At 72.4% G+C, this 15,586-nt stretch carries 17 protein-coding genes; 9 read left to right on the top strand and 8 right to left on the bottom strand.

Going from position 1 to position 15,586, the window contains the following annotated elements:
* The first annotated feature begins 11 nt into the window (after positions 1 to 11).
* The 5 genes from HN031_RS13685 to HN031_RS13665 are packed head-to-tail and all read left to right on the top strand — an operon-like array spanning position 12 to position 4,557.
* Entirely contained in the window at positions 12 to 1,265 is a 1,254-nt protein-coding gene (locus HN031_RS13685) for an acyl-CoA dehydrogenase family protein (RefSeq protein ID WP_172270708.1), read from the top strand.
* Positions 1,262 to 2,047 carry an SDR family NAD(P)-dependent oxidoreductase gene (locus HN031_RS13680; RefSeq protein WP_172270706.1) on the top strand — a complete coding sequence of 262 codons (786 nt, stop codon included), beginning with the start codon at positions 1,262 to 1,264 and terminating at the stop codon, positions 2,045 to 2,047. The genes HN031_RS13685 and HN031_RS13680 overlap by 4 nt, the downstream gene beginning before the upstream one ends.
* Positions 2,044 to 3,123, top strand: a complete 1,080-nt coding sequence (locus HN031_RS13675) for a phosphotransferase family protein (protein ID WP_172270704.1) — start codon at positions 2,044 to 2,046, stop codon at positions 3,121 to 3,123. The genes HN031_RS13680 and HN031_RS13675 overlap by 4 nt, the downstream gene beginning before the upstream one ends.
* On the top strand, positions 3,120 to 3,788 hold the full coding sequence (locus HN031_RS13670; RefSeq protein ID WP_172270702.1) for a histidine phosphatase family protein: 669 nt from the start codon (positions 3,120 to 3,122) through the stop codon (positions 3,786 to 3,788). Before HN031_RS13675 ends, HN031_RS13670 begins: the two co-directional genes overlap by 4 nt.
* 25 nt (positions 3,789 to 3,813) lie before the next feature.
* Complete coding sequence (locus HN031_RS13665) at positions 3,814 to 4,557, top strand: SDR family oxidoreductase (RefSeq protein WP_172270700.1); 744 nt, start codon at positions 3,814 to 3,816, stop codon at positions 4,555 to 4,557.
* Between the two features lie 32 nt (positions 4,558 to 4,589).
* On the opposite strand, the gene HN031_RS13660 is transcribed toward HN031_RS13665, so the two are convergent.
* Positions 4,590 to 5,144 (bottom strand): putative glycolipid-binding domain-containing protein, encoded by a 555-nt coding sequence (locus tag HN031_RS13660; RefSeq protein ID WP_172270698.1) that lies wholly within the window; start codon positions 5,142 to 5,144, stop codon positions 4,590 to 4,592.
* Positions 5,145 to 5,240: 96 nt separating this feature from the next.
* On the opposite strand from HN031_RS13660, the gene HN031_RS13655 reads away from it, so the two are divergent.
* Together HN031_RS13655 and HN031_RS13650 are read left to right on the top strand one after the other, a co-directional pair.
* A complete protein-coding gene (locus HN031_RS13655) occupies positions 5,241 to 5,744 on the top strand; it encodes an AAA family ATPase (RefSeq protein ID WP_172270696.1) in 504 nt (167 codons plus the stop codon).
* A gap of 84 nt (positions 5,745 to 5,828) precedes the next feature.
* The gene (locus HN031_RS13650; RefSeq protein ID WP_172270694.1) at positions 5,829 to 6,293 is read left to right on the top strand and encodes a hypothetical protein; all 465 of its coding nucleotides are present in this window, start codon (positions 5,829 to 5,831) and stop codon (positions 6,291 to 6,293) included.
* Positions 6,294 to 6,329: 36 nt separating this feature from the next.
* Here HN031_RS13650 and HN031_RS13645 read toward each other — a convergent pair whose 3' ends face one another.
* On the bottom strand, positions 6,330 to 7,148 hold the full coding sequence (locus HN031_RS13645) for a class I SAM-dependent methyltransferase (RefSeq protein WP_172270692.1): 819 nt from the start codon (positions 7,146 to 7,148) through the stop codon (positions 6,330 to 6,332).
* Positions 7,149 to 7,352: 204 nt separating this feature from the next.
* On the opposite strand from HN031_RS13645, the gene HN031_RS13640 reads away from it, so the two are divergent.
* Positions 7,353 to 7,601: a hypothetical protein gene (locus tag HN031_RS13640; protein WP_216652135.1), complete on the top strand. Its 249-nt coding sequence runs from the start codon at positions 7,353 to 7,355 to the stop codon at positions 7,599 to 7,601.
* 14 nt (positions 7,602 to 7,615) lie between these two features.
* Here the strand turns inward: HN031_RS13640 and HN031_RS13635 are convergent, their stop codons facing one another.
* Positions 7,616 to 8,398 carry an aminoglycoside phosphotransferase family protein gene (locus HN031_RS13635; protein ID WP_172270690.1) on the bottom strand — a complete coding sequence of 261 codons (783 nt, stop codon included), beginning with the start codon at positions 8,396 to 8,398 and terminating at the stop codon, positions 7,616 to 7,618.
* Positions 8,399 to 8,745: 347 nt separating this feature from the next.
* Between HN031_RS13635 and HN031_RS21085 the strand changes: the two genes are divergently transcribed.
* The gene (locus HN031_RS21085; protein WP_216652134.1) at positions 8,746 to 9,990 is read left to right on the top strand and encodes a hypothetical protein; all 1,245 of its coding nucleotides are present in this window, start codon (positions 8,746 to 8,748) and stop codon (positions 9,988 to 9,990) included.
* Between the two features lie 48 nt (positions 9,991 to 10,038).
* On the opposite strand, the gene HN031_RS13625 is transcribed toward HN031_RS21085, so the two are convergent.
* From HN031_RS13625 to HN031_RS13605, 5 genes are all read right to left on the bottom strand, one after another.
* On the bottom strand, positions 10,039 to 10,209 hold the full coding sequence (locus HN031_RS13625; protein WP_172270688.1) for a hypothetical protein: 171 nt from the start codon (positions 10,207 to 10,209) through the stop codon (positions 10,039 to 10,041).
* Positions 10,210 to 10,215: 6 nt separating this feature from the next.
* Complete coding sequence (locus HN031_RS13620; protein ID WP_172270686.1) at positions 10,216 to 11,439, bottom strand: HNH endonuclease signature motif containing protein; 1,224 nt, start codon at positions 11,437 to 11,439, stop codon at positions 10,216 to 10,218.
* A 250-nt stretch (positions 11,440 to 11,689) separates the two neighbouring features.
* On the bottom strand, positions 11,690 to 12,493 hold the full coding sequence (locus HN031_RS13615; RefSeq protein WP_172270684.1) for an alpha/beta fold hydrolase: 804 nt from the start codon (positions 12,491 to 12,493) through the stop codon (positions 11,690 to 11,692).
* Positions 12,494 to 12,844: 351 nt separating this feature from the next.
* Entirely contained in the window at positions 12,845 to 13,315 is a 471-nt protein-coding gene (locus tag HN031_RS13610) for a DUF5709 domain-containing protein (RefSeq protein WP_172270682.1), read from the bottom strand.
* Between the two features lie 61 nt (positions 13,316 to 13,376).
* Positions 13,377 to 15,491, bottom strand: coding sequence for a DEAD/DEAH box helicase (locus HN031_RS13605; RefSeq protein ID WP_172270680.1), 2,115 nt, complete (start codon positions 15,489 to 15,491; stop codon positions 13,377 to 13,379).
* Positions 15,492 to 15,586: the final 95 nt, after the last annotated feature.

Below are 15,586 nucleotides of genomic sequence, written 5' to 3'. Positions count from 1 at the left end.
AAGGTCAACGCATGGACTTCTCCCTCTCCCCGCGCGCCGCCGACCTCCGCGAGCGGGTGCGCGCGTTCGTCACGGACGAGATCGAACCGATCGAGTACGAGGCGCACCGCCGGATCACCCGGCTGCGCGAGTCCGGCGGCGACCGGTGGACCCCCGACCCGCTCATCGCCGAGCTCCAGGCCAAGGCCCGCGCCCAGGGACTGTGGAACCTGTTCCTGCCCGCCGCCCACGCGGGCCGCTACGCCGCCGACTTCGGCACGGACGGCGGCGAGGGCCTCTCCAACGTCGACTACGCGCCGGTCGCGGAGGAGATGGGCCGCTCCTTCCTCGCTCCCCTGGTCTTCAACTCCAACGCCCCGGACACCGGCAACATGGAGGTCCTGCTCAAGTACGGCACCGACGAGCAGCGCCGGCAGTGGCTCGAGCCGCTCCTGCGTGCGGAGATCCGCAGCGCCTTCTGCATGACCGAGCCCGCGGTCGCCTCCTCCGACGCGACCAACATGGCCGCCACGGCACAGGTCGAGGGCGACGAGGTCGTCATCAACGGGCGCAAGTGGTGGTCCACGGGCGTCGGCAACCCCGACTGCAAGGTCCTCGTCTTCATGGGCCTGTCGCACCCCGAGGCCGACCGGCACTCGCGGCACACGATGGTGCTGGTCCCCCGCGACGCCCCCGGCGTCACCGTCGAGCGGATGCTGACGACGATGGGCTACTACGACGAGCCGCTCGGCCACGGCGAGGTGACCTTCGACGACGTACGCGTGCCGCTGTCGAACGTGCTCCTCGGTCCGGGCCGCGCGTTCGAGATCGCGCAGGGGCGGCTCGGGCCGGGCCGGGTCCACCACTGCATGCGCGCGATCGGCCTCGCCGAGCGCGCCCTCGAGCTCGCGTGCGCCCGCGCCACCTCGCGCACCGCCTTCGGCAAGCCGATCGCCAACCTCGGCGGCAACCGCGAGCGCATCGCCGACGCCCGGATCGCCATCAACCGCTCGCGGCTGCTGGTCATGCACGCCGCCTGGCTCCTCGACCAGGGCATGAGCCGCGAGGCCTACTCGGCCGTCAGCGAGATCAAGGTCGAGGTGCCCAGCATGGCCCTCGACGTGATCGACATGGCCATCCAGCTGCACGGCGGTGGCGGCATGAGCGACGACTTCCCGCTCGCCTCGGCCTGGGTGGGGGCCCGCTCCCTGCGGCTGGCCGACGGCCCCGACGAGGTGCACCGCAACGTCATCGCCAAGATCGAGCTCGGGAAGCACACCTCGTGAGCACCGCGGACGCCAGGAGGGTCCTGGTCACGGGCGCCGCGTCGGGCCTCGGCGCTGCGCTGGTCGCGGCCCTCCGCGCCCGCGGCGACGAGGTGCTCGCCACCGACCGCGTCGAGGCCGACGGCATGGACCTCGTCCTCGACATCACCTCCGACGACGACTGGGCCGCAGCGGTCGACGTCGTACGCGGGCGCTGGGGCGGCCTCGACGTCCTCGTCAACAATGCCGGGGTCGCGGGCGGCGGGCGGGTCGACCGCACCACGCTCGAGGAGTGGCAGTGGATCTTCGACATCAACCTCTTCGGGCTGGTGCGCGGCACGAAGGCGTTCGTGCCGATGCTGAAGGAGCAGGGCTCCGGGCACTTGGTCAACGTGGCCTCGCTGGCCGGGCTCGTCCACCCCGGGGGCATGGGCTCCTACAACTCGGTGAAGGCCGCCGTGGTGGCCTTCACCGAGACGTGCGGGCACGAGCTCGCGTCGTTCGGCATCCGCGCGAGCGCGGTGTGCCCGTCCTACTTCCGCACCAACCTCATGGACTCGATGCAGGGCAGCGACGAGGTCGTCGGGCAGGTCGTCGCCGGGCTCGTCGAGCGCTCCTCGATCACCGCCGAGGAGATCGCGGCCGCGGTGCTGGCGGGCATGGACGCCGGTGACGACGTCATCGTGCCGGACGAGCCGGCGCGCCAGGCGTACTTCCTCAAGTGGGCCGACCGACCGGCCTACGACGAGGTGATGCGGCGCCAGGCGGCCCGGCTGCAGGCGGGCGCCGGAGGGGCGTCATGACCGCCGTGCCGGGCGCCCGCGACGTGCGCGATGAGGACGCCTTCGACGTGGCGCGGGTCGCCGACTGGCTCCGCGCCCATGCCGCCACTCCCGATGGCCTGGACGGCCAACCGGAGGTGCGGCAGTTCACCGGCGGGGCGTCCAACCTCACCTACCTGCTGCGCTACCCGTCCGGGCGCGACCTCGTCGTGCGCCGCGCACCCCAGGGCACCAAGGCCAGGGGCGCGCACGACATGCGCCGCGAGTTCACGATCCAGTCCGCCCTCGCGCCGGTCTTCGGCTACGTCGCGCCCATGGTCGCCTTCTGCGACGACCCCGAGGTGGTCGGTGGGGACTTCTACGCCATGGACCGCATCCCCGGGGTCATCCCGCGCAGCGAGTGGCCCGCCGACGTCCCGCTGTCCCCCGAGCAGGCCCGCGCCCTGTGCCTCGACGCCGTCGACGTGCTGGCCGAGCTCCACGCCATCGACCCCGAGGCCGCCGGCCTCGCCGACCTCGGCAAGGGCCTCGGCTACGTCCGCCGCCAGGTCGAGGGCTGGTCGACGCGCTACCGCAACGCCCGCACCGACGACGTTCCCGACCTCGAGTCCGTGATGGCGTGGCTCGACGCGCACCAGCCCGACGACGTCGCGACCTGCGTCATCCACAACGACTTCAAGCTCGACAACCTCGTCCTCGACGCGGACGACGTCACCCGCGTCGTCGGCGTGCTCGACTGGGAGATGGCCACCCTGGGCGACCCCCTCATGGACCTCGCCGGCTCGATGGCCTACTGGGTGCAGGCGGACGACCCCGACGAGTTCCAGATGATGCGGCGCGTGCCGACCCACCTGCCGGGGATGCTGACCCGCGACGAGATCGTGACGGCGTACGCCGAGCGCACCGGTCGCGCCGTCACGCCCGGGCAGTGGCGCTTCTACGAGGTCTTCGGGCTGTTCCGGATGGCCGTGATCGCGCAGCAGATCTACTACCGCTGGTTCCACGGCCAGACCACGAACGAGATGTACGCGCTGTTCGGGTCCGCGGTGCAGATCATCGGCCGGCGGCTGGACGGCCTCGTCGAGGGGACGGCGTGAGCCGGATCCTGCTGGTGCGGCACGGGCAGGCGTCGTTCGGAGCGGCCGACTACGACAACCTCTCCGACACCGGGCACGAGCAGTCACGCGTGCTGGGCGCCGCCCTCGCGGCCCGCGGCATCGTGCCCGACGTGGTGGTCGCCGGCGAGATGAGGCGGCACCACCAGACCGCCGCCGGCGTCCTCGAGGGCGCCGGCCTGCAGGGGGCCGTCGAGGTCGACCCGGGGTGGAACGAGTTCGACCACCTGCAGGTGCTGGCCGTCCACGACCAGCCGAGCACCGCCGAGGGCGAGTCGGAGAAGGCGGCCTTCCAGCGCTGGTTCGAGGAGGCGACGCTGCGGTGGACCTCCGGCGAGCACGACGACGCCTACGACGAGTCGTTCGCCGCGTTCGCCTCCCGCGTGCAGGCGGCGTTGGCCGACCTGGCGGCGTCCCTCCCCCGCGGCGGGACCGCGCTGGTGCTCACCAGCGGCGGACCGGTCGCCTGGGTGTGTGCGTCGCTGCTCGCCGACGACGCCCCGGCCCGCACGGGGCTGTGGATGCGGCTCAACCCCGTCTCGGTCAACACCGGCACCTCGACGGTCGTCCGCGGCTCGCGGGGCACGACCCTCGTCGCCTTCAACGCCCACGACCACCTCTCCCCCGACCTGCTCACCTACCGCTGACCCCTCGCCCCTCAGGAGACCTCCCGTGCCCTCGATCCTCATCACCGGTGCCAGCAGCGGCCTCGGCGCCGAGATGGCCCGACAGTTCGCGGCCCTCGGCCACGACCTGGCGCTGTGCGCACGGCGCACCGACCGCCTCGAGGAGCTCCGCGACGAGATCACCACCGCTCACGCCGGCGTGACCGTGTCGGTCAAGGCGCTCAACGTCAACGACCACGACGCGGTCTTCGAGGTCTTCGAGCAGTTCCGCGAGGAGCTCGGCGGCCTGGACAGGGTCGTCGTCAACGCGGGCCTCGGCAAGGGCCAGCCGCTGGGCACCGGCCGCTTCGACGCCAACCGCGAGACCGCCCAGACGAACTTCATCGGCGCGCTCGCGCAGACCGAGGCGGCGGCCGCGATCTTCCGCGCGCAGGGTGCGGGGCACCTCGTGATGGTGTCGAGCTTCTCGGCGCTGCGCGGGATGCCGAGGAACATCACGACGTACGCCGCCACCAAGGCCGCGGTCGCCCATCTCGCGGAGGGCTTCCGCGCCGACGTGCACGGGACGCCGATCAAGGTCACCGTGCTCTACCCCGGCTACATCGTCTCGGAGATGTCCGGCACGTCGGCGCGGACGCCGCTGATGACCTCGACCGAGAAGGGCGTGCGCGCCATGGTCGAGGCCATCGAGAAGGAGAAGAGGTCCGCGCGCGTCCCGGCCTGGCCCTGGGCCCCCCTGGGGTTCGTGGTCAAGCACGTCCCGGTGGGCGTGCTGCGCAGGATGGGCTGAGGGGCCGTCGTCACCCCGGTGGCGTCCGTCGCTCACGCGAAGCGGGTCGCGATGCCCGGGTAGTCGGTGACCAACCCGGCCGGGTCGTAGGTCAGCAGGGCCGCGAACCCGCCCTCGGACGTGTAGTCGAACGAGCGCTCGTCGCGGCGGCGGTAGGTCTGGTCCAGCCGGCGGACCTCGAGGTCGAGGGCTTGGACGTAGACCGCCGACGCGGCCACCACCTCCCCCACCGGCATCTCCATGCGGTGGACGGGCAGCATGTTGGTGCACGCCGACGCCTCGAGGTCGACGTCGACTAGGCCGTCCAGGTGGGCCGCGGCCTCGCCGTCGATCGACCAGCGTCCGCGCCCGTCGGACACCAGGACACGCGAGCGCGGGCCGCCGACGACGTCGGTGCTGACCCGCACCTCACGGGTGCGCCACTCATCGTCCACGGTGATGTCGTAGTGGACGGCGTACGGTCGCCCGTCCTCAACGGCGGACGTGTGCCCGCGCAGGTGTCGACCGTCGGGATAGAGCACCTCGAACCCGTCGACCACGCCGACGAACCTCCAGGCGGCGAACGGGGGGAGCTGCGTGTCGCGCATGGGTGTCTCCTTCGGGTCAGGTTCCGTGCGTCACCAGCATGACGGCGACGCAGAGGTCGAGCACCGCGCACCACTGGCGCGTGGCACGCTCGTGCCATGCGCGGCTATGTGCTCGTCGGCGGATGGCCGGGCTCGGGCAAGACGACCCTGGCGGGCGCGCTCGCGTCCGAGCTGGACGTCCCGCACCTGTCCAAGGACGCGGTCAAGGAGGCGCTCATGGACGCCGTCGGGCCTCCCTCCGACGTCGAGGCGTCCCGACGGCTGGGGCGGATGGCGGTGCTCGCCCTGCTGGGCGCCGCGCGAGGCTGTCGTGCCGCCGTCATCGACAGCACCTGGTACCCGTACGTGGAGCCGCTGGCGCGGTCACTGCCGGGTCCGATCATCGAGGTGCGTTGCCGGGTGCCGCTGGAGGTCGCCCGTGAGCGCTACGGCCGTCGGGTCAGGGACCCGCGACACCTCGACGGCCTCCGGACCGAGGCGGAGCTGTGGGGCGAGCAGGTCGCGCCGCTCGGCCTGGGTCCCCTCCTCGAGGTGGACACGTCCCGCGTCGTCGATGTCGACCGCGTCGCTGCGTCGCTGCGGTCCCTGCTGGCGCCCTGACCGACGGGCTCGTCCTGACGCTGCGCGACGCTGGCACAGCGATTCCGGAGCGCAGTCGGCGAGCGCTGTGACACGCTCGCCGCCATGGGTTACCTCGTGGACACGACGGGCCGGCTGCTGCTCCCCACCGCGGACGAGGGCGCCGCGTTCGAGGCGTTGACGGCGGCCATGGCGACCCGGCAGGGCTGGTTCGACCCGGAGGACGACCAGTGGCCGGTCTCGTCCCTCGCCGACCTGGCGACGTACGCCGCGACCTCCGTCGAGCGCGACGGTGAGTGGCTGGTCCTGGCCACCGACGACCAGGGCGACCCGAAGTGGTCCGAGCAGGCGACGGCGTTCTACGCCGAGCTGGCGAGGTGGGTCACCCAGGGCACCGTGCTCATCACCGGCGAGGACGGCTCGCAGTGGCGCTACACCTACGCCGACGGTGGTCTCACCCAGTCGGACGTCAACGGGTGGGACGGCTCGCTCGAGCCGTTCGGGAGTCCGGTCGAGGAGGAGCTGCCGGTGGAGGAACCGCAGCGCCGAGGGTGGTTCCGCCGGCGCTGACGGATCTGTGGTGCGTCACTGCACGGGCCCGAGCGGTCAGCGGTGGGCCAGCGTGCACCGGATGTCGGTCCACCACGACAAGGTCCCTGCGATCGCTCGCCGCTCGAGCTCGGGGGCGGCCACGGCCCGGGCCCGGTCGAGGACGCCGTGGGCCTCGAGCCGCTCGACCATCACCCGGAGCCCGGCCGACCAGATCCACGCCCACCACTGCTCCGCGTCCGAGAACTCGACCTGCACCCGGATGGTGCTGGTCGTGGGGTCACGGAAGCCGTGGTCGGACAGGACGTCGTGCATCGTCGCCACCGAGGAGAACGGCCCGCGGTCCTCGTCAGCGGGGTCGGGGCCGGTCGGTTCGGGCGCCAGCTCCCGCAGCTGCCGGGTCAGCTCCTGCCAGGAGTCGTCGCTCTCGCCGAACCAGGTGAAGCCCAGGCGTCCCGCAGGCGCGAGCACGTCACGCACGCGGTCGAGCGTGCCGTGGAGGTCGGGCAGGAAGAAGAGCACGAGCCCTGCCTGCACGACGTCCCACGGTCCCTCGGGTGGGTGCTCGGCATCGCCCTCGGCCACCTGCACCCACGGCACGTCCGCGGTCAACGCGCGCAGCCCCGCCAGCATCCCGGGAGCCAGGTCGGTCGCGACCACGCGACCGCGGGGCCCGACCGCGTCGGCGGCAGGCAGCACCGACGCCCCGCGACCGCTGCCGAGCTCGAGCACCGACTCACCCGGCTGCGGGTCAGTACGACGGACGAGCTCGGCGGCCGCCGTCCCGAAGAACTCGATGCCCAGCTGGTCGTAGGTCGCCGAGGCGCGGTCGAAGACCCCCGCGATCCGTGCCTTCTCGCGCTCGCCGTCGTCCATCCCGCGAGCCTGACAGCACGGCGGCTCGCCGTCGAGCGCGGCCGGGGATGCCGGGTCCGCCACGGAGGCGGTGGCCGTCGGTCCGGAGCGTCGCGGCGCTCGGGGTCGTTGGGGTCGTGGGCGAACCAGCCGTTGGGCCGAGGGGCAGCCGTGCTGTCCGGTCGGTGACCCATCCGTTCGCCGCGTCAGCCGCGAACCCACGGCATGAGCCAGCCCGACACGATGTTCGCCAGCCGGAGCGTTCCTCGGCATCTCGTCCGGGGCGCGTTGGGGCTCCCCATGATGGTGGCGGCCTTCGTGCTGATCCCGTGGCTCGGACCGCTCGCGCTGCTGCTCAGCGTGCCGGCCGCGGTGCTGCTGCGCGGGTGTCCGACGTGCTGGGCGCTGGGCCTGGCTCAGACGTGTGCCATCACCGCGCGGTCCTCGGCTGATGGGTCGCGAGCTGGTCGCTGAGCGCGCCCCGGCGGTCAACGGGACAGCAACGCCCTGTTCTCCTCGATCCACGCGATCTCGGCCAGCTCCTGTCTCTCGACGCTGCCCTCAGCGACCCACGTCCTCTGCGGTTCCTGCCCTCGTTCGGCGAGGAAACGGAGGTGGTCGAGGGTGGCGTGGATGCGTCGGACAACGGCGTCGGCGACGTCGAAGTCGGCCGGGATGCCGTACGCGTCCAGGAAGGCCTCGATGCGCGCGCGCCGGTCGGGGACGTGTGGGAAGTGGTGCCACTCGAGCGTCGACTCGTCGTCTCGTGCCGGTGTGAACCACCGGAGGGCGTACGCCACGTCGTCGAGCCTGGGCGCTCGATGGAGGAAGTCCCAGTCGATGAGCGCGACAGCCTCCCGGTCGCGCCAGACGAAGTTCCAGGGTCCGGGGTCGCCATGGACGAAGACGTCGCCGCCATCGGCCGTCGGAGCAGCGAAGACGGCGTCAGGGGGTGGAGCCCAGTCAGCAGAGGCGTCGTGGATGCGCCGCAGCAAGCGCGCTGCCGAGCGCAGCCCATGCTCGTCGTGCTGGTTCCTCCATCCGTCACCGCCGCTGTCGCCCTCGATGAATCGAAGCGTCTCGGTCTCGTCGTCGAGCGACACGGGCTCGGGAACGCAGTCCAGACCGTTCTCCCGAAGGTGCCGCAGGAACGAGTGCACGGTCCGCGTGTGCGGACCGGCAGGTCGAGTGACCGTCTCAGCCGTCACCTCGACGGCGCGGAGCTGCTCGTTCACCTCCGCCGCTCTGTTCAGTGCGTCGTCGTCGGCCATGACGGCACGTTCACACGATCCGCGGCGGGCCACCAGCGAGTTTCGCGGAGCTCCTCGTCTGCTCATCGGCGGGTGCGCACGGTGCGGTGTCCACGGGGACACCGCTCGAGAGCACATTGTGGGTAGATCGATGCTCGCTGCCGCTGAGGGGTGCAAGAGCGGCCCGGCTGCGGGGTACCGTCACGTGATCCCTCCGCCGTGAGGTGGGTCGGGGCCGGCTGAGCACCGACGTGGACCACACCGCCATCTGCGGCACCGCCGCGACGACGGCGACGACCCCTGCCTCGATGAGTGCCGTGCGGCACTCGTCGAGACGTGCGCGACCCCACCCCCGCAAGGAGCTTCCCATGTCCCCACTCAGGCGCTTCGGCCCTGCCGGCCTCGCGCTGGGCACCATCGCCACCCTCTTCGCCGCGGTCGGGTACGCCGCAGCGCCCGATGCGGCGCCCGTCCCCACGTGCGCAGAACCAACGCCCCCGATCACCGTGGAAGCCCTGTACGCCTACGACAGCTGTCGCTTCGACCGGATCGAGGCACTCCTGGCGAACCATGACGCGTCCGAGGGCACTCCCGCGCCCACGCCGACCCCCACCCCGACTCCGGAACCCACCCCCACCCCGACCCCGACCCCGACCCCGACACCGGAACCCACTGCCACCCCGACGCCGACCCCGACTCCGACACCGGAACCCACCCCGACCCCGGAACCCACCCCGACCCCGACACCCACCCCGGAACCGACACCCACCCCGGAACCGACCCCGACGCCCACGCCGACGCCGACGCCCACGCCCACGGGCTTCCCGGACGCCGCAAGCACGGGAGTCCCCGCTGGGGTCGCCCTCGAGCGGTACACCGGGCCGTGCATCTTCCGTGAGTCCCACGGCTCGTCCGCTGTCATCGACGGCAAGGACGTCCGCGCGACGTGCAACGAGCTGGTCGCCTACCACCCGTTCTCGCTCACCATCCGCAACAGCCGCGTGCCTCGTGTCGAGGTGACCGCGCGTGACCAGCGCCTCGACATCCGCGACAGCGACGTCGTCGCCGGAGGCTGGTCGGACGGTGCACTGTGGGGCTCCAACATCACCGCCACCCGGGTCGAGGTGACGGGCGGTCAGCACTCCGTGCACTGCATGGACAACTGCACCATCGTCGATTCGTGGCTCCACGCCCAGTACAACCCTGCCGGCGGCAGCGTCCACTCGAACGCCTTCCTCACCAATGGCGGTGACGGAATGGTGCTGCGGCACAACACCTTGCACTGCGACTCGATCCTCAACTCGACCGACGGTGGGTGCACGGCGAACGTCTCCCTCTTCGGCGACTTCGGGCCTGTGCGGGACGTGCTCGTCGAGAACAACCTGCTGAAGGCCAACAACTCGTCGATCTCCTACTGCGCGTACGGCGGCTACTCCCCGAGCAAGCCCTACCCGGTCGCAACGCAGATCCGCTTCATCGGCAACGTCTTCGAGCGCGGTCCCAACCGCCGGTGCGGCGTCTACGGACCGGCGACGGCCTTCCAGACGTCGGCCGCCGGGAACGAGTGGCGTGGCAACGTGTGGGACTCGGGAGAGCCCGTCACGGGCGGCTGATCACCCCGTCGACCACTGCCAGCGCGGCGCGAGAAACAGGGGGAGGACTCAACCGGAGTGGCGGCGCGTGCGCCGGTGCGCTTCTTCGACCCGGTTCGTCTCCTCGATCACGGCAAGGGCAAAGACCATCGCGGCAAGTGGCAGGAAGTCCTCCCAGGTGACCCCACCGGTCACCACGTTCTGGGTGACGAAGAAGAGGCCGAGAGCCAGCCCGCCCACTGGCTTCTACGTCCGCCGGTGGAAGCTGACCGTGTTGTCGGCATGGATGGTTCTCTCGTAGCGGGAGTCGTGGGCCAGGCGGTGGTGGCGCGGACAGAGCAGCCGGCCGTTGGCCAGGTCGGTGCGCCCCAGGCGCGACCACGGGTCTTCGTGGTGGGCGTGGCACCCGGAGGCGCTGGTCTCGCAGCCCCTCGCGGTGCAGCCGCCGTCGCGCAGGCCGAGGGCGATGCGCTGGGCCCTGGTGAACAACCGTGCCGTGCGCCCGAGGTCGAGCAGTCGGGACGCCGTGCCGAGCACCACCGGGATGATCCCGGCCTCGCACGCCAGCCGGCGTGCCTGCCCGGCCGACATCCGCGAGCCGTCGTCGAGCAGTGCCGTGGCCTGCTCCGCCATCAGCTGCTCCAGGGTCATGGTCACCACGACGGTGGCGTTGACTCCCGCCGTCTGTGGCGTGGCCTCGACGGGGTAGCGCTCGACGTACTCGACGAACGCCTCGCCCAGGCGTCGACGGAGCGGCGTGAAGCCTCCGGACTCGTCGCGCAGCTCGGACTCGAGGTGCCGGGCCGGGTTCGCGAGCGCCAGGAGGTGGCGCTCGAGGACGGCTCCCACGTGGGACGGCATGCTGAACCGGCCGTGGCAGCGGCCCTCTCCGTCGTCGCGCAGCGTGAGCTCGACCCCCGCAGCGGCTCGGGACTCCTCCGCCGCCAGCACGGCCTCCTCGTGGGACTCCCCCACCTCGGGCGCGACGACGTCGAGGATCCGCTTGCCGATCTGCCGCAGCTCACGGGCGTCGTGCCGGTCCGCGAGCCGCAGGAGCGTCTCCTCGGCGAGCCCGCGCACGTCGGCGTCGACCCGAGGCGGGAGGGCGTCGACCGCCTCGGCGATCACGCGCGCCTGCTCCGAGCGCAGCCCGCCGGAGGTCAGCGCGTCCGAGACGCACGGGTGCTGCTCGAGGGCCCGGCCCAGAGAGAGGTCGCGCTGGGCGTCTCGCCGGGTCGTGCGGGTCTGCACCGCCAACCAGGCGGCGGCGTCGCGCAGCCCGTGGGTCTCGCCCACGTCGTCGGAGGCCGCGAGGACCCGAGCCGTCACCGCGTCGAGCTGTGACCGGACCTCCGTCAGCGCGAGGAGCGCGGACTGCTTGTCCGCTGTCACCATGAACGTCGGCTCGACCGACGCCACCGCCTTGAGGGCGGCCCGGAGGTCGGCGGCACACGCGATGATCGGATGCACTGGCCACCTCCTGGCACGCTCACGGGACACCGCCCTGGTCCGGGGCGGAGCGGTGAGGCATGACTGGCGGCGCCGTTGCCAGGTCGTCACCGGGTGAGCCAGAGGCGTCCCGTCAGCACCACGACGGGTTCTATGGGTGACTGTCCCGGTCCCGGGACCCTCGTCACCTCAGACGATGGATCCGTGGTGGACCGGCGTGCTACGCACGATCGTACACCTGTTCGAAAACAGGCGCAAGGCCACCTGCGCCTCAACCGTGGAAGAACTCCGTCAGGACAGGCGCCAGGAGGGCGGGGTCGGCGACGTGTCCAGCCACCTCGAGCGTGGTCCGTCGCGCATCGCGGAGGTGGGCCGCCGCGGCGTCGGCGGCGGCGCCGAAGTAGTCGACGGGCAGGCCGGCAGAGTGGGGGTCGGTCGTGGCGCCGGTGGTCAGCAGGACGGGTTGTGCCACGGCCGCGAGCAGGTCGGCGGGCGGCGCTCCGTCACCGAGGCAGGCGGCGTCGTAGGCGAGCGTCGGCGCGAGCGCGCGCAGCGCGGGCCACACCGGCGCGGCCTCGGCAGCGGCGATGTCCGCGTCGGCGGAGCCGGCCAGGCGCATGAACAGACGCAGCGCCTGGTCGGGCTCGTCGGCACCGAGCGCAGCGGCCAGGTCCGCCCGGTAGGCGCGCCAGGCGCCGAGCATCTCCTCGTCGAGCTGGTAGGGGACCTCGTGGACGGCGATCCGGTCGACCGGCAGCCCGGCCGCGGCAGCCGACAGCGCGAGGGCGCCACCCGACGACGCACCGAAGAGGTGCGCCCGCCCGCCGGTGGCGTCGATGACAGCCGCGAGGTCCTCGACCTCACGCTCCACCGCGTAGGGCTGGGTGTCCCCGCTGTCGCCCCGCCCGCGCCGCCGGTAGGCGACCACGGTGAACGCGTCCGCCAGGTGCTCGCCGAGGGGACGGCTCTCGGACCCGTCGTCCAGCCCGCCGCTGACCAGGACCACCACGGGTCCCTCGTCGCCGAGCAGGTCGTAGCCGATGGGTGTGCCGTCCGCTGACGTCACGTGCGCCATGGTGGTGTGTCCTTTCGTCGGGTGCCTCCCACCCTAGGAGTGGTCATTCCCGGCCGAGCGGGTCCGCCAGCAGCAGCCGGGTCCACAGGTCCGCGAGCCGCGCTCGGCGTACGTCGCCGGCGTCCAGCCCCGCGCGAGGGCCAGGGCGTGGTGGTGCGACGTCCCGGCGAAGGGCCGGCCAGGTGGGCCATGGGCTCGCTGGTCGAGCACCTGGTCGGCGCCGCCGAGCCCGACGGGATGCCGGACGTCTCGCTCGCCACCCAGCCGCCCGGCATCGCGACGCCCCTCCACCCGGTTCGTGGCCCTCACGGCACTGGGCGGGCTGATGGCGGCCGCGCGAGCTGACGCCGATCAGTACTCGTCGCCCTCCGGCGGCTCGGGCTCGCGGGTGATGTGCATCGCGGCCTCCTCGGCGGACGCACCGGCGCCGTCGATGCCGACGTCGCGGGCGCGCTCCTGGTTGTCGACGTCCAGGCCGAGGCCCTCGTCGGGCTGGACGAGCCGCCCCGTGCGCTCGTCGGCCTCGTCGAGGCCGAGCTGCTCGTCGAGGGCGTTCTCGTCCTCGTGGTCGTCGTCCGCGTCGTCCTCGGCGTAGGGGTCGATGTCGGGCTCCTCCTCGGCGAGCTTCTCGTCGAGCGACTCGCCCCGGAGGCGCTCGGCCTCGGTGGGGTAGTCGTCGTAGCCCTTCGGCGCGCGGTCGGGGGGCGAGTAGCCCCGGTCGAGCACGTCGTCGACGTCCGTGTCGTCCAGGGTGTCCCCGGACTGGAGCTGGTCCTCGTCGTCGATCGACAGGTCGCCGTAGGTCTCGCGGTCCTCAGTCATGCCCCCACCCTGTCCGACCGACCAGCGCGGGACAAGGCGCGGGACAAGCCGCGTGCCCCCGTCAGCCGAGCTCGCGCTCCAGCGCCTCGGTCAGCAGCGTCACCAGGGCCTCGGTCTGGATGTTGGCCGAGGACGTGACCTCCTCGTCAGAGCCGTCGAGCGCCCGGGCGGCGAGGCCGGCCTTGGAGTCGATCAGCTCGGCGATCCGCGTGTCGATGGTCTGCGCGGCGATGATCCGCCACGCGGTGACGGGGTCGCTCTGCCCGATCCGGTGCACGCGGTCGATCGCCTGCGTCTGCTCGGCGTCGGTCCACGACAGCTCGGACAGCACCACGTTGGACGCCACCTGCAGGTTGACGCCGACGCCGGCCGCGGCCAGCGAGCAGACGATCACCTGCACGTCGGGGTCGTTGACGAACGCCTCGATGGCCCGCTCGCGCGCCTTCGGGGTCTGGTCCCCGCGGATCGAGGCGTGCTTGAGCCCGCGCCGGGTGAAGGTCTCCTCGGCGATGTCCATGACGTCGACGTGGCGGGCGAAGAAGACGACCTTGCCGACGTTGCGCGCCAGCTGCGCGGCGTAGTCGGCGGCCAGCCCGGCCTTGGCGCGGCCGATGCGGCGGAACATCGAGAAGACGTTCTCCCCACCCGTGCCCTGGTCCATCTCCTCGCGCTCCCACGTCGCGACGCGGCGGACGAGCTCGTGGTCGATGCCGTCGACGACGGAGCCCGTACGACGGGTCTCGAGCGCCGCCCTGTAGCGCTGCACGAGCCGCCGGGCGAGGTCGTCCTCCGCCGCGCGGATCGAGCGGGTGTCCTCGTCGTCGAGCTCGACGGGGATGTCGGCGATGCGGCGGGCAGGGATGTCCTCGGCGACGTCGACCTTGCGGCGCCGCACGATGCCCATGTCGATGACGGCCTTGCGGGCCGCGGGGTAGAACGGGGCGTCGGCCGGCGTCAGCTCGGTCTCCTCGAGCCGCTCCATCAGCCGGGCCATCGGCTTGGTGTCGTCGATCCAGCCGAGGAACTGCCAGATGGCGCGGAAGTCCTCGATGTCGTTGATCAGCGGCGTGCCGGTCAGCGCCATCAGCAGCGGGCGGGCGGTGCGGGTGCGCAGCCGCTCGGACAGCTCGAGCACGTGGCGCGAGCGCTGCGAGGTCTTGTTCTTGATGAAGTGCGCCTCGTCGACGACCATCCCGCGGAAGCCGAAGCTGCCGAGCCAGCCGGCGTGCCGGTCGAGGATCTCGTAGTTGACGATGATGACGTCGGCGAACGCGTCGACCTGGTCGCCGTCGCCGTGGATCACCGTGGCGCGGCGGCGCGGGGTCCACCGTTCGGTCTCGCGGGCCCAGTTGGTCTTGACGACGTTGGGGCACACGACCAGGAGCGGGAACGCGTCGGCGGCCTGGGCGGCCAGCAGGGCCTGCGCGGTCTTGCCGAGGCCGGGCTCGTCGGCCAGCAGGAAGGTGCGGTGGCCCTCCGCAGCAGCGGCGATCAACCGGGCCTGGTGCGGCATGAGCTCGAGCTTGCCGGGCGCGTTGAGCGAGGTCGCCTCGGGAAGGTCCATGCACGAGGACGAGCCGCCGAGCTCGAAGGAGCGGAACAGCGGGCCGAGGAGCTCCCACGTCGCCAGCTGCCCGTGGACGCTGCGGCGCTCGCGGCCGATGTCGAAGTCGGGGACGAGGAACGGGTTGGCCAGCTGGTGCTGCACGACCGACTGCGGGATGACGCGGCGCTCGAACAGGCCCGGGCCCGACTCGTCGTCGGGCTTCGGCTCCTCGGCGACGGCCTCGATGCCGGCCTTGCGCAGCATCTCCAGGCGCAGGTCGCGGGCGCTGTCGGTGATCACCGAGTCCTCGGACAACAGGCCGAACAGGGAGGGGTCGCGTGTCGCGGTCTTGGCCAGGATCGTCGCGATGCCGTCGAGGCGCTTGAGCTCGTCGGCCTTCTGCGCGTCGCTCAGCTCGGTCGAGGCGCGCACGTGGGTGCGGTGCTCGCGCGCCAGCAGCGCCACGACCTGGAACCGGACGCGTTGTCCCGGCGCCAGCGGGCCGCGCTGGACCGCGGACTCGAGCTCGCGCACCGCCCGGGCCAGGACGGGGACGATGCCCTCGTTGTCCTTGTGGCGGGCGTGCGCAGGGGTGCGGCGACTGCCGCGTGAACGCTGGCGCTGGGCCAAGGTGTCCTCCCGGACGGGGTACGCGTCGTGGAGCAGGCGAGCCTGTCGGCGCTGACCTGCACGGCGCGGCGTGGAGGTGTGGAGCGGGCGTCAGG

Origin of the sequence: Nocardioides sp. zg-1308 (assembly GCF_013155375.1) — a bacterium.
GTDB classification, from domain to species: domain Bacteria; phylum Actinomycetota; class Actinomycetes; order Propionibacteriales; family Nocardioidaceae; genus Nocardioides; species Nocardioides renjunii.
Note: the sequence above shows the minus strand (reverse complement) of the source record. Positions and strands in the feature narration are given on the sequence as shown.